Raw genomic sequence first — 13,819 nt, 5'->3', positions numbered from 1 at the left:
CTGAATGGAAAAAAACCTAGCAAAATCAATGGTGGGTCGCTCAAAAGCGGCTTGCAGTTTGGGGCCTGGCGATGGCCATTTGGTCCCCAAAAAATCAACGTTTTTAATCGGTTGCGAACCTGATTTGGCCCCTTCTGATGGCTATTTGGTCCCCAATGCCTCCAGAGCTGAAAAACGGGCACTACTGGACGGTAATTTTGCTCGCAAAAACCATCCTGCCCGCCCTTCGGAATATGTCATCTGGGACGCGGAACTTGCCGGGTTCGGCCTCCGTATCCGACCAAGCGGACACGCTTTCTGGACAGTGCGGCTTCGTCATCGCGGTAAGCAGCGCCGCGTTACGATCGGACGGGTCGAGGACGTGGACGCAACCCTTGCGCGTGCCCAGGCGCGCCGTCTTTTAACCGAGGTGGCGCTGGATGGCTTGCCCAAGCATAGGTCAGTGAAGGCCACACCGACGTTGTCTGCCTATGTCGAAACCTACTGGAACGACATTGCCCGTTACTGGAAACCTTCGACCGCCAAGCGCAACCATGATGCATGGCGGCGCGACCTCGCGCCGGTCTTTGGCGGAACGCGGGTCGCCGAGGTGTTGCCAGCCGATGTGATCCGCTGGCGTGACGATTGTGCGGGGTGCGCCGAAACCCGTTTCAATCGTGCGGTGCCGGTGCTGGCCAGTCTCCTGAAATATGCCGAGGCGCTCCATTTCCGGCGCAAGGGTTCGAACCCTTGTCGGGGTCTCCCCCGCTACCCCCGCGAGCCAAAGGAGCGCTTTCTTTCTCCGCTGGAATATCGCCGACTGGGCGCGGCGCTTCGGGACGCGGAAGCAACCCACCCGGCGCAGGTCGCGATCGTCAGGCTACTGCTCTACACGGGCGCGCGGGTCGGAGAGATCCGCGACCTACGTTGGGCGTGGGTGCAACCGCCCCGTCTGGCATTGCCCGATAGCAAGACGGGCGCGAAGACTATCTGGCTGAACAGTCAGGCGATGGCCATTCTGGAGGCCTTGCCCCGCAGTGAAGATTGCGCTCTGGTGTTCCCAGACAGAACCGGCAAAGCGCCTGTCGCTGTCGTCGGCTGGTGGACGGCATTGCGTCAGCGGTGTTCGATGCCCGACCTGCGCATTCATGACCTGCGGCACAGCTTCGCATCCACCGCCATCATGGACAACGTCCCCCTCGCGACGATCGGCAAACTGCTTGGTCACGTACTGCCGGGGACCACCGCCCGGTACGCCCACCTTGCAGACGACGTCATCGGGGATGCCGCACAGCGGGTCTCTGGCGCGCTGGCTCAAGCGATGGGGCTGCGGGCATGACCGCACTGGCACTCAAAAGAATCGTGCGCGAATCGTTGGCCGAAGTTGGGATATCCTTTGAATATCCATATCCCTATCGACCCGACACAAAGGCTCGGTCGACGACCTGGTTCGAGCATGAGCGCGGCTTTGGTTTGCGTCTCTACCCCACTGGGCGCGAAGTCTACATTGTCCAGACCCGCATGGCTGGACGCCTTCGCACGATCACGATCGCACCCAGCACGATCATTAGCCAGCACCAGGCGCTGACGATTGCTCGGCGCGTGATCGCCTATGCACAGGTAGGTCATGATCCGGCGACCGATCGCGCCCGCATCCGCTCCGCACCACGTTTCGATAATTTCGTCGATGAATATTGGCGGCGCTGGTCGGCGCAGTGGAAGGCTTCCACCCTTGCGACGCACGGCGTGTACCGCCGGCTCTATCTCGACCATGCCTTCCCTGGCATCTTCATCGACGAGTTGAACGAGGCTCATGTCACCCATTGGTTCGCCGCGCTCAATGACGAGACCGGACCGGGGGCTGCCAACCGCTGCCTGACCATCCTTGCCAACATGCTGACCAAGGCAGAAAGCTGGGGCTATCGTCTTGAGAACACCAATCCATGCCGGACCGTTCGTCCTAACCGGAAGTACCGTTGCGAACGCTTTCTGTCATCCGCTGAGTTGGAGCGGCTGGGCAAAGTGCTGGCAGAGGATCGAGCCGGAGAGGACAAGCTTAAGGCGGTTGTCGCGTCGGCGGTGACCCTCTTGCTGTTGACGGGGTGTCGTTCGGGCGAGGTGGCCGGCCTGCAATGGTCGGACGTCAAGGGCAACCGGCTGAAGCTGCGCGATAGTAAGACAGGGCCGCGTACCGTTTGGCTGGGTGATCAAGCCCGTGCGGTGATCGCCGCGCTGCCACGCCAGCGGGGCGTGGCGTGGCTGTTTTGGAACCCAGGGCTGTGCAAGCCGGTACTGCGCATCGGCAATCACTGGCCGTCGATCCGTGACAGAGCTGGGCTGACGGGGGTTCGAGTTCATGACCTTCGGCACACGTTCGCGAGTCATGCGGCGATGAATAGGGAAACGCTGCCGATGATCGGGCGACTGCTTGGACATCGCAGCACGCAATCGACCTCGCGCTATGCGCACCTCGATGACAATCATGTCCTCGGTGCAGCGGAACAAATCGGAACAGCGATTGAGCGGATGATCGCCTAATCTTAAGTGTACGTCGATATGCAAGCAGGCGCGCCTTGTACATCGTGCAAACGAGAATGGGCGGACGGTGCCGCACTATCACCATCGCGCCGACCTCGGTCGTCACTGAGCATCGGGCCGCAACGATCGCGCGCCAACCTCTGCGCTTTAGCGAAGTCAACAAATCGCCCTACATATCGGGTCGGGAGCTTTCGTCAGATTGGTGCTTCATAGCGCCCCCGGATCGCCAGCGCTGACGAGTCCAACTGGACGGCGTCCCACGTCACGCCGTATCACAAATTTCGCTGTTCTGCGTCCGCGCGCTCCGTCGATGGCATCTTGGAGGATGGGATACCGCTTCACGACATTGCCGGATGTCGAGTTTCTCTCAGCATAAGAGCCGCTCGTTTCGTCGTCAATAAAACGGAAATGGCTGTCAGCTAGGACAATTCCGGCTGATAGTTCTAAAGCATTACTGGCTGTGGAAAATCTTTTACCAACGAGCGTAGTCAGGCAGTCTATGACGAGACCAATATTAATTGCTGTCCGAATGTGATCTTGCAAATTCGATGTTGGTATTGTTGACGATGCCTCATGTGCTAGTTTATTCCGCGTCTCTGCTAACTTACCATATTCTAGGGACAAATCGGCTTGCGGCAGTCCAATTAAAGATGTTGCACTCGAAAGTTTAGACCAGCACTTCGCTACCCCGAATGCGCTGAACGCTGAGGCGATATCGCTACTATCAACGTTTGATCCCTTTGGACTAAATCCATGTTTGCTATAGAGTGGCGGCGTACTACCAAACGATGATAGTTCGACAATCGTAGACTGATAAAAGGAAAGTTTTTCGGGAAGCGACTTGATCCGACCGCCTCTTGTCGTCATGCCCGCAGCCGCCTTTATTAAGAGATAATCTCTCAAGGACTCTGGAAATTCCGAATATTGCAAAGAAGAACCTGGTAACAAATCAACTAGGCGGTCGAAGCAAGCGCTAACGTAAGACTCTAAACTAGCAAACGCGTTCACTGCTATGCCCAAACGCAAGATACGTGCGGAAGCATTTATCGGAGAACTTGGAGGAAATACATCGACTAAAAGAGGGTTTTGAGATAGCTCGAGCATCACACCCAGCGTCGAATAAAAAGCTGATCTATCCATCTATATCAAAGCGTGGAGTTTATGAAATAACGTTGTGACCCGGTAATTGAACCGAGCGGGAGTGTTGGTGCCCGTTTTCACAGATTTATCAAACTCACTGTCTTTGAAGACATCTCGGGCAATTTTTAGAGCGTCGGTTTTCTTAGATAGGATCGTATTGAAATCGTCTTCTGAAAAGAAGGAAATAGCTATCATTTGTGCATCATAGAGACCTGCAAGCAGTTGGTCTCGCCACCCATTCCCCTCCGGCCTGTGGAAAGCGTGATCTCCCCATAAATATTCACATCTACCGAGAGCTGAATAAAACTTCTCCACCGTTTCCTCAGCGACCTGCCTAGTTGAACCTTGATTTGCACGCATGAAAGAGTCCATGGCGGCGCCAAGATTTCCACCAAAAGTCTTAAATCCGTAGTAAAGTGTTAAAAAGCGTAATACGTATTCTGCATCTGCCATGTCGCGGTACGCAGGTGATGAATCATCATTGATCTTGAGTTGTGACCGGAGGAATGGCTCGCTCGATGCGGTGTATATCGCATCATTGAGGTTTCCTCGGAACGCCACGTTTCTGATTTCTTGGCTGTTAAGTGGTTCTCCCGCCCTGTTAAGCCTCAGAAAAACTTCATACTTTAGCAGTGGGTCGGTTTGCTTTAGTAGTGTAACGACCCGTAGAAAGGGTCTGAGGCGTAGGGCGTTAACAATCTCCGAGGGAAGTTCGGAAAAATGCAATCCGCTCGCTTCAGTCAAGCGATCTAGACCTCGAAGAGCAAATCTACCCTGTAGGTAATCATTTATTGCTTTTAAACGTTGCTTACCATCGATTGCAGTGTAAGTTCCGTCGTTTTCTTCTGACAAATATACAGGAGGAACTGGAACATTGAGAAGAAAGGACTCGATAAGCGCAGATTGCTTATCAGATTTCCAGCGTTCTCGCCGCTGAAAGCCTGGCTGCAGATCGATAGCGCCAGTTTCAACCATATCTGCGAGCGTACCAAGCGGCAGATCAGCGGTTTGTACGACGAGTCGCGATTGAGCTTCATTAAAGCTCGCGAGAAGGGTTGGTTGGGCCATGATTGACCTTTCCACATTCTTTTCCAGTGGCAAACCACTTTCACAGATGGGGCGATAGGCCACGTCCTAATCGACCACCATCGAGCGATCAGATGGTTCTTGGTCACCACCTCCGCTTCCTTCGATCCGGCCTCCAGCGACTTGCCAGCTTATCAAGCTGCGCATGAGCGGCGAATGGGGGTGTTGCTTAGCCGCCGAACCTTAGGCCCCTTGCGCATAAGCCCGAAATGATTTGAAGATCTCGAGAACCCATTTGGACAAGGCAAATCGCCAACCTATAACGCGCTGCCGACGACGAGAGCGTTGGCGCAGGGGGCATCGGTGGACCAGAAGGGAACTAAGGCGGCGCTACTTGCTCGCGCACGTGCGACCGCCCGCATGCTTGTCGAGCATACCGCGACGCCACAGGCGCGCGCAGACGTCTGCCTAGACCTACTCGCCGACATCAGCGGTGACCCATGCCACGAGGCATTCCGGCGCGTTCTACATGCGCTACCTGTGGACGAGCGCCACTATTGGATCGGTACCCTCTACACGCTGATGCTGCCAACTAAGGTCCGCCGGTCACAGGCGACCTACTTCACTCCGCCGACGGTCGCCGACGCGGTCGTCGACCTTGCCATCGAAGCAGGCTTCGACTTGGCGACGGAGGACGTTCTCGACCCTGCTGCGGGCGGCGCGGCATTCCTTTCGACGCTGGCCGGCCGGATGGCGGCCGCGGGACTAAAGGCTGACGAGGTGGCATACCGGCTGAACGGCATCGAGATCGACAAGGGGTTGGCCATGCTTTCCAGCCGACTCATCGCGGAGCGCCTTGGCTCCGCTCTGCCACGTGAGGTCATTCTTACTGGCGACGCCCTTCGCGTGGCGATCCCAGCGTCCTACGGTCTGGTGATCGCGAATCCCCCATACGGCCGAATTGCGACGGACGATTTACATGGCCGGGAATGGCGGAAAGTTGCTCACAGCGGCCATGTCAACAAATATGCACTCTTCGCGGAACTGTGCTTCCGGCATGCGAAGCCCGGGGGCATCGTAGCGCTCGTCATTCCATCCAGCTTCCGCGCTGGCCCGTTATATGATCGAATGCGCGCCTTCATCCGCTCGCAGGCGACCGTGCTTGCGGTTGGGTCGATCGCCGGCCGGGACGGCGTCTTCATCGACGTCGCCCAAGACATCAGCGTCCTCATCGCACGCAAGGGCAACGTCCACGACACGCTCGCGCCGGTGCGTTTCCCGGTGGTCGGCCTGATGCCGTCGAGCGATCCCGTGGTCGAGCAGCGGTTGCCGGAAGATCCTGGCGACGCCTGGCCGTTGCCCGCGATCGATCCTGACCTAGTCGGCGGAGCGACGCTGGCTGATTACGGTGTCACGGCGCGCGCAGGCTATTTCGTCTGGAACCGTGAGACGGACCGGCTGGTCGCGAAGCTCGCGCCGCGTCAGCGCGGATACCCGCTGGTCTGGGCGAAGAACGTGCGGCCCGGCGAGACATGCCGGCCGGGGGGGAAGAAGGGTGCTGGCGCGGACTTCGTGACCTTCCTTGGCGACAGCGCGGCTATCGTAAGCGGCCCGGCTGCGGTCATGCAGCGAACCACGAACGACAAGCAGCCTCGCCGGCTGGTGGCCGCCATGGTCGATCCGTCCGTACAGGCAAAATGGGGCGGGTTCGTCAGCGAGAACCACACGATCGTGCTGACGGCAGATGACGTCGGTAAGCTCGAGCTGGCGGTTCGCCTCCTCAACACTGCTGCCGCTGACCAGCGCTACCGCCGCGTCTCGGGCACGGCGGCCGTGTCGGTCACGCTGCTCAGGCAGCTCGACCTGCCACCACCCGAGGCGTTCGCCGCCGCTCTCGCCGAAACCGAAGACGCCGAGACGGCCGCGATCCGGTCCTATAGGTTCACGCCCGAGACGGTCGACGCCTGATGGGACGCGGCCGGTCCTTCCAGCAACCGCCGGGCGTGGCGCCCGGGGACCGTGCCGAACAGCGCCAGGCGGCGCTGGAGAAGCGGCAGGTACTGCTCTCGAAAATGGCGAAGTTGAACGCCGAACGCAGCTTGGCAGCGGCGGCAAGCCCGAAGGCACTAACCCCGGAACGTCCTAAGCGGGACATCGACCGCTACATGGCTGCGCTTGCGTCACAGCCTTTCCATTCGCTCGGCCGTGCAGAGGTCGCAGAGGTCACGCCCGCCTATCTTAGGTTGGTTTGCTCGGCGGCTGAAGTGGCAGCCGACGGCTCGACGCAGGTAGTCATGCCATGGCCTCCGGCGCGAGTGTCGGGCTCGGCCATCGTCGGCCTACTGACGATCGCCGCCGTAGCCAGCGCCGAAAGCGAACAGGTGCAGGTCCTGGGTTCTCCCGAACAGGGCCGCCGACGGTCCGACGGTGTCCGCGCGATCGCGTTCCCCTATGCCCGCAGCACGCACGCTCAGGCGCGGCAAGTACAGGTCGACAGGCATGTGCTCGGGGCGGTGAACTTCGATCACCTAAAGCGCTACATGAGCGAGACCGGTGACGCGGCGAAGGATTTCCATCAGGTCCTGGCACGCGTCCGCAATCTGACCGGTCGGGCCACGGACGGGCGCAACTATGCTGAATTCGAGCACCCTATTCTCGACGAGATCGTCCCGCACGGGCCGCCGAGGGGTGAGCGCTCGTCGAACAGCATGCTGCTCTGGCGCACCCGCACCAAAACCGACATTGCCAAGCAGAGCCGGTCAGGCGACGCAGACGATCCGGCGAAGGCATCGTTCTTCCTTTACACGGTCCGCGCCGGTGAGCGGCTCGGCATCGATCTCCGCGCCATCAAGCGCGCGCCAGATCTGCTGATCCTCGACCTAACCCGGACCGCCCGTAACCGGCTCGGCTGGGACTGGTTGACGAAGGCGTCGGAAATGGTCGCGTGCCTTCGCGACGTTCACCCCGCAACGGGCATCCTCGCCATCGCCGACGACCCCTGGACCTACGCCACGGCGCGGTTCGAGATACTTGGGACGCGGCGACCGGGACGCAATAGTAAGCCGACGCCGGCAACCGGCCACGTCGTCTATTCTCAAGTGCCGGAGATCGTTCGGCCCGCCGGCTCGGGCGACACCACCTTCGAAGGCGGCGACAAGATCTACGTCGATGGTTTCTTCGGCGACGTCGACCACATCATTGAGGCGTTGCGGCGCCTCGCCAACAGCCTTGCCGACAAAGGCGACGCAGCAGGATCGACGACGGCGCGCAATCTGATCGCGACGGTTCGCCGGACAGCGCTGCTGCCCGGCTCACTTAGCGAGCTCAGCAGATTTCTAGAACGCGAGACGTCGACCGCGGCCGCCGACGACCTGCTCGCCGCCTATCGCGTGACGGCCGATCTCGCGACGCTCGACGATCCGCGTAGCTTAGCCAGTCAGGTCGATGCCGAAGCCGGTTCCCTCTCCGGCGCTCGCGATCTGATGCGAAGGCTTGAAGGCGGGACACCCATGACCACCATGCTGGAAGGAGCAATTCAGCCAACACTACGGTCAAGCTCGGGGTCGATGTTCGTCTTTAGGTCCGACCTGGTCGCTGAGTTTGCGGCCGACCGCCTGACTGCCAGCCATCCGAAGCTCGGCGAGCGGATCGATTCTGAGATGATCCGGTTCGGCGGTGAGCGACTGCTGAAGACGGTGTCCGATCTTCCCAACGCGTTGCGTAACCAGTGCAAGCGCGTGGTCGTCGTGGCGCCGACGCGGACCGGGATCCTGACGACGTTGACCCAACCCTGGCTGCCGGACCAGGTGACGATCCTGGCCGACGCCGACACTCTCGCGTTTGCCGCCCGCGACGCAGAGCGGCTGGCCAGCGAGATCGGCATCGCGCCGCTCGCGGTTCGACTGCGCGCATTCGCGGCGAAGGCAAACAAGCGAGTCGAGGAGATCGGCCGACACTTGGTCAGGTTCGAGATGCCGACGGACGACGTCGAGTTCCCCAACGGGTCAGTGATTGACTTGAGCGGCGGCGGGCGAGGCGAACGCAACCTCGTCGAGATCAAACTCAAGAACGGTCAGCGAATAATAGCGCGCCGTAACACCGAGATTGTGCTTCGCGACGATGGGGCGGCGACGACCTCGTTTGTCGAGCGGGCAGCTTCGCAGGTGAAGAAGGGCGACGAGGTGTGCGTCATTGGATACGGCTTCGTGGAACGTGCTCGCACGCTGGTGAACATCCGCGCGACTGCGGCCGAGGAGATCCGGGACTACCACCAGCTGGTCGTTGAGCGCTTCTCCGCTATGCCCGAACCCACCGTCAGCGCTAAGTTGCGATCGCTCGTAGCCGCCATGGGCGAGCCCGTCGTACCCGCCGATACGGCGCGCTACTGGATCGACCTCGACCGTGAGGTCGAAAAGCCATTGCACGACGTCGTGCCGCACGCGCCGCAGGAGGAGGAGACGTTTATGCGCTTTACGGCCGCTCTCGGTATCACTGAACGGATGGCGCGCACCTTCTGGCGCTGGGCAGTCGTCGCGCAGCGCTCGCACCGTGTTCGCTACGGCAATGTCTTCCACGACGCGTTCCGGGGCATCCTCACCGACCCGCATGCGGCCATGGCGAGCAACCGCGACCGCACCGACGAGATACGCACTCTGCGGGCGATGGCAGAAGAGCATGTGGCGATCGTCGACGAGGTTCGGAGTTACAGGACGTCATGAAGGGGAAATCGAACAGCGAGCTCGCGGCTATCGACGTCGAACTGAAGGAAGCGGTCTGCGACGCCTTGGTCAACGCGCTGGTCGACCGCGTGAGCGGGAAGGATGAGCGCGGGCGGAACCTGCTCGGCAGTTCACCGCGTCGGGGCATATTCGCCGGACAGTTGCTGCCTCGCTTCGACATCTCTGGAAACGATGACGAGACGACCGACATCCGTATCGCGGCCATCGGCATCGACTTCGTGGTCAACGCGCGGACTCGCGCCGCGATGCGGGTGACGCCGTGCCTGTCAATCTACATAAGAGTGATTCCGGCTTGGGCCGATCTCGTAGCCGGCGGCGGTGAGCTCGAATTCGACTTCAGACTTCGGGCCAACATCCAGCAGCAGATCGACGACGCCATCCGAAATGAGCGCACGCTGGCTCTCCAGGCGGCAGGCATCGACCGTCCCGACTGGAAGGCGATGGACGAGACGAAGCGGTCGAAGGTCAGGGCCGCGAGGGCGCAAATACTCGCCGAGGTGCGGCGCAAGGCTTACGCCGCGCATGGCATCAAGTTGTTGAACGGCGAGCCAGAGCCTGACCCGATCGATCCGCACCCGGATCAGACGCCCGATGCCGACCCGACCACTCCCGACGACGGGACGTCGCCGATCCCGCCGATCCCACCAATCGCCCGCCTCGTCCGGGAGGGGCGCGAGCTACCCCTTACCCTGGTCGATCCGGCGCCGATCCCGGGCAAGTGGAGGCGGCTTGACCTGGAACTGCCCACCCTCGAGTTCGGCTGCGACGCAAGCGACACAGAACTCGGATCGACCATCGATGCTTACAATCGCACCCTCGGGGACGCGATCGCATCACACCTCGAGTCCTGGGTTGTGGGCGAAGGCGCAGGGATCGCCTGGCGGGACGTCACGGTCCAACCGAATGACACGCTTTCGGAAGCCAACTGGACCGTCGCGACCGCCGCACTGGCATCGCGTCCCGTCGATCGAAACCGCATTATTCCGGACCTGTCGCGCGTCGTCGTGAAAGTGGAGCGCCAGGCCGACTTCCTCGATACCAGCGCGCTCTCGATGCGGGTCATGCTGGACAACCAGTCGGCCGAGCTCTCACCGCTCGACGCGCGCAGTCGATGCAACATCGTGTTCAACGCCAGCCTGTCGATCGCACTGCCGTCCGCTGCGCACCGGGCACTGCGGCTGGACAGGGTGGAACCGTCATATCGCTTCCGAGACCATCTCGACTACCCGGCGATCGGCCTCAACTGCGGGATCGACGCGCATACCGCAGGGGCCGACGTCATCCTGCGCACGACATCCGCGCCGCGGTTCGCGCAGCCGCGCATCGTCGCGCGCAACCTCGACCTCCCATTCCAGTTCGCCGTGCTGAAGGACCCGGCATTCGATGCGTCACGGATTCTCGCTCTGCCGCGCGCCTACGTTGCCTGGATCGACGGCCAGGAATCACGGCTCAAGGACAAAGTCACGGCGGGATTAGAGCCGGGCGACGCAGCAATCGAGGCTACGCGGTTGCGCGAGGATATCGCAGCTCAGCGCGCCGAGGCCCGCTACATCGAGCTCGGTGTCGAACTGCTAATCACGTCGAAGAGGGCGTTCGACGCACTGGAGAACGGCGGCGGCGATAGACGAGCGCTTGAGCGGCGCGCGGCGCCGTGGCGGGCCTGGACGATGACTAACGAGGCGTTCGCACTTCGGGACGCGTTCGACGACAAGCGAGGATGGCGCCTGTTTCAGATGGCGTTCGTGCTCGCGCACGTGCCGGTGTTCGCCTCGAGGATGGACGAGTGGCGCGACCATCACGACGCGCTGCTCGACGAGGACGGCGTTAGCCTCCTCTACTTCCCCACCGGCGGCGGCAAGTCCGAGGCTTTTTACGGCACGCTGCTGTTCGCGATGTTCCTCGACCGTCTGCGCGGAAAGGACCGCGGCATCACCGCGATGATCCGCTATCCGCTGCGCCTTCTCACGCTCCAGCAGGCTCAGCGGCTCCTGAAGCTCGTCGTGCGCGCCGAGTTGGTGCGCAAGCGGCATCGAGTCGGGGCATGGCCGTTCGAGATGGGGTTCTGGGTGGGTAGCCAGAACACCCCCAACCACTATCGCGAATTCAAGGCCGACATCCCCTTGGCGGCTGATCCCGACCATCCGGACGACAAGGCACTCGATGGCGAGACCGGCAACGACCAGGAACGCGAACGCGCCCGCCGCTACATCGAGGCCCGTGAAGCCTATGACAAGATCCCAGATTGCCCTGTCTGCGGCGAGCCCACCGGCCTCAGGCGCGACGAGAACGACGGGCAGTATGGCCGTCGTGCGGCGATCGTCTGCTTTAACAACCGTTGCGAGTGGAACCGTGAGCACGGCCGGCACCACCCGCTTCCGTTCGTGTTCACCGACGACGCGATCTACGCGCGCGCGCCGGCCATCGTGCTCGGCACCGTCGACAAGCTGGCGATGCTTGGACAGAACACCGGTACGATCAGCAAGGTACTCGGCATGTTCGGATTGGCGCGGCGCATCGATGAGCGCGGCAACCTCGACAATCCGCGCAGCGAGGCGGATCTAAAACGTGACCCCGCAGCGGACCGCTGCGCCAATGTCTTCCCCGCATATTCGGACGGAAAGCGCGTGTTCCACGACCCGTTCCCCTCGCTTATCATCCAAGACGAGGCCCATCTGCTGGAAGAGAGCCTTGGCACCTTCAGCGGACTGTTCGACACCCTGCTCGACACTACGCTCGAGGACATCGCCGACATGGCAGGTGATGATCTAGAGATCGCGCGCCGATGGACCGGGGACGGATGGGGCGCGCCACGCATGCCGAAGATTATCGCGGCGACGGCGACCATCTCGGCACCGGAGCGCCAGCTCGAGACGCTATACCAGCGAATCCCGCTCCGCTTCCCCTATCCTGGGCCCGATCTCTATCATTCCTTCTTCGCCGAGCCGGCCGCGCCGCCCGAATGGAACGCTGACCGTGTTTGTCTCGCCGATACACTCCCCTTCGCGCAGGCCCCCGAGGCGACTGCACCGTGGATGCGGCTCTACGTGTCGCTGATGACCAACGACGCGACGCACACTGTCACGACGGTTGGCGTCCTCTCCGCATTCCACGGCATCATTACCTCGCTCTGGGACGGCATGCTGGACGACGCGCGTCGCCCAGCCGCGATCGCCACGATCCGCGACGCCATCTCCGTAGGCAAAGCGGGCGACTGGCACCGCGCCGCTATCGACCGTGCCGTCGCGGACGGACGCGAAGATGAGGTCATGGCGCTCATCGACCTGCACCGCATCGCCCTCGCCTATGTCACGAATAAGAAGGGCGGCGACCAGATCATCGACGCGCTGAGCGCGGGGGTCGAGCACGAGCACCGACGTATTGGCCGGGCGTACGCCGCGTTCGACAGCCGCCTCATCTCCGGCGGCATCGACATGAAGGACATCCAGGCGGTGATGGAGGCCGCAGAGACTCCGTTCGCCGGCAACGACTATCCCGACGTCGCCCAGACCGTGCGTAACATCGTCGCTACTTCCGCCATCAGCCACGGTGTCGACGTCGACCGCTTCAACAGCATGTTCTTCGCCGGGCTACCGTCGGATATCGCCGAATACATCCAGGCGTCGAGCCGCGTGGGCCGCGCACACGTCGGGTTCGTCATGCTGCTCCCGACGCCGCAGAACCGCCGCGACCGCTACGTCGTCGAGACCCACGACATCTTCCACCGTTTCCTCGAGCGAATGATCGCGCCGCCCGCTGTCGAACGGTGGGCGGAGAACGCGGTCAAGCGCACGATGGCGTCATACGTACAGGCCTGGGCAATGCTGCGCGAGGCGCGCGACTTCATTGCCAAAGACAACGCCCGCAAGTTCGAGGTCGCGCACATGGACCAGGTCAACCGACTGTCGGCGTTGGAGCAGCGCGACCACCTCGCGTTTACTAAGGCACTCGTCGCGTTCATTCTTCGCGCTAGCGGGTTCGCAGGCAAGGGCGCCGCGCATCTCGGCTCGCCGCACTACGAGGAGTTCTACCGCGGTCTTGTCGACAAGCAGGTCGAGAACTTCGCGCGAGACATCTCGAGCCGTGGAACGATCTCTAGCTTGCGCGACTATTGGAAGGACCTGCCTGCGTTCAAGCCGCCAATGACCTCGCTGCGGGACGTCGACGAGGCAGGCTACATCGTCGCCGCGGCGCGGGACCCGCTTGCAAAGGGGAAGACGACGGACGTCGACCGGCGCGATCTCGCCAAGGTCATGCGCGCCATCAGGACGCAACGTGGCAGCGCCTCGGAAGTAGATGCGGATGGGGGCAGCAATGGCTGACGCTAAGGGAAAAGATTGGCGCAACGCCCCAACCCGGCGCCCTGCCGCCTTCGGGGCGGCACGGACGGAACCCGATCC

General features: G+C 61.6%; 7 protein-coding genes. 5 read left to right on the top strand and 2 right to left on the bottom strand.

The features are described from left to right. The first annotated feature begins 79 nt into the window (after positions 1-79). Both AC1MH0_RS19670 and AC1MH0_RS19665 read left to right on the top strand, forming a co-directional pair. The gene (locus tag AC1MH0_RS19670) at positions 80-1,318 is read left to right on the top strand and encodes a tyrosine-type recombinase/integrase (protein ID WP_480965870.1); all 1,239 of its coding nucleotides are present in this window, start codon (positions 80-82) and stop codon (positions 1,316-1,318) included. Beyond that, positions 1,315-2,517: a tyrosine-type recombinase/integrase gene (locus AC1MH0_RS19665; RefSeq protein WP_480965869.1), complete on the top strand. Its 1,203-nt coding sequence runs from the start codon at positions 1,315-1,317 to the stop codon at positions 2,515-2,517. Before AC1MH0_RS19670 ends, AC1MH0_RS19665 begins: the two co-directional genes overlap by 4 nt. Positions 2,518-2,724: 207 nt before the next feature. Here AC1MH0_RS19665 and AC1MH0_RS19660 read toward each other — a convergent pair whose 3' ends face one another. Both AC1MH0_RS19660 and AC1MH0_RS19655 read right to left on the bottom strand, forming a co-directional pair. After that, positions 2,725-3,657, bottom strand: coding sequence for a HEPN domain-containing protein (locus AC1MH0_RS19660; protein ID WP_480965868.1), 933 nt, complete (start codon positions 3,655-3,657; stop codon positions 2,725-2,727). Next, complete coding sequence (locus tag AC1MH0_RS19655) at positions 3,658-4,788, bottom strand: DUF262 domain-containing protein (RefSeq protein ID WP_480965867.1); 1,131 nt, start codon at positions 4,786-4,788, stop codon at positions 3,658-3,660. Positions 4,789-5,046: 258 nt separating this feature from the next. Here AC1MH0_RS19655 and AC1MH0_RS19650 point away from each other — a divergent pair, with 258 nt between their 5' ends. The 3 genes from AC1MH0_RS19650 to AC1MH0_RS19640 are packed head-to-tail and all read left to right on the top strand — an operon-like array spanning position 5,047 to position 13,741. After that, positions 5,047-6,651 carry an N-6 DNA methylase gene (locus tag AC1MH0_RS19650; RefSeq protein ID WP_480965866.1) on the top strand — a complete coding sequence of 535 codons (1,605 nt, stop codon included), beginning with the start codon at positions 5,047-5,049 and terminating at the stop codon, positions 6,649-6,651. Beyond that, positions 6,651-9,401 carry a Hint domain-containing protein gene (locus tag AC1MH0_RS19645; RefSeq protein ID WP_480965865.1) on the top strand — a complete coding sequence of 917 codons (2,751 nt, stop codon included), beginning with the start codon at positions 6,651-6,653 and terminating at the stop codon, positions 9,399-9,401. Before AC1MH0_RS19650 ends, AC1MH0_RS19645 begins: the two co-directional genes overlap by 1 nt. Continuing rightward, positions 9,398-13,741 (top strand): helicase-related protein, encoded by a 4,344-nt coding sequence (locus AC1MH0_RS19640; protein WP_480965864.1) that lies wholly within the window; start codon positions 9,398-9,400, stop codon positions 13,739-13,741. The genes AC1MH0_RS19645 and AC1MH0_RS19640 overlap by 4 nt, the downstream gene beginning before the upstream one ends. Positions 13,742-13,819: the final 78 nt, after the last annotated feature.

This window comes from Sphingomonas sp. AP28, assembly GCF_056680455.1.
Note: the sequence above shows the minus strand (reverse complement) of the source record. Positions and strands in the feature narration are given on the sequence as shown.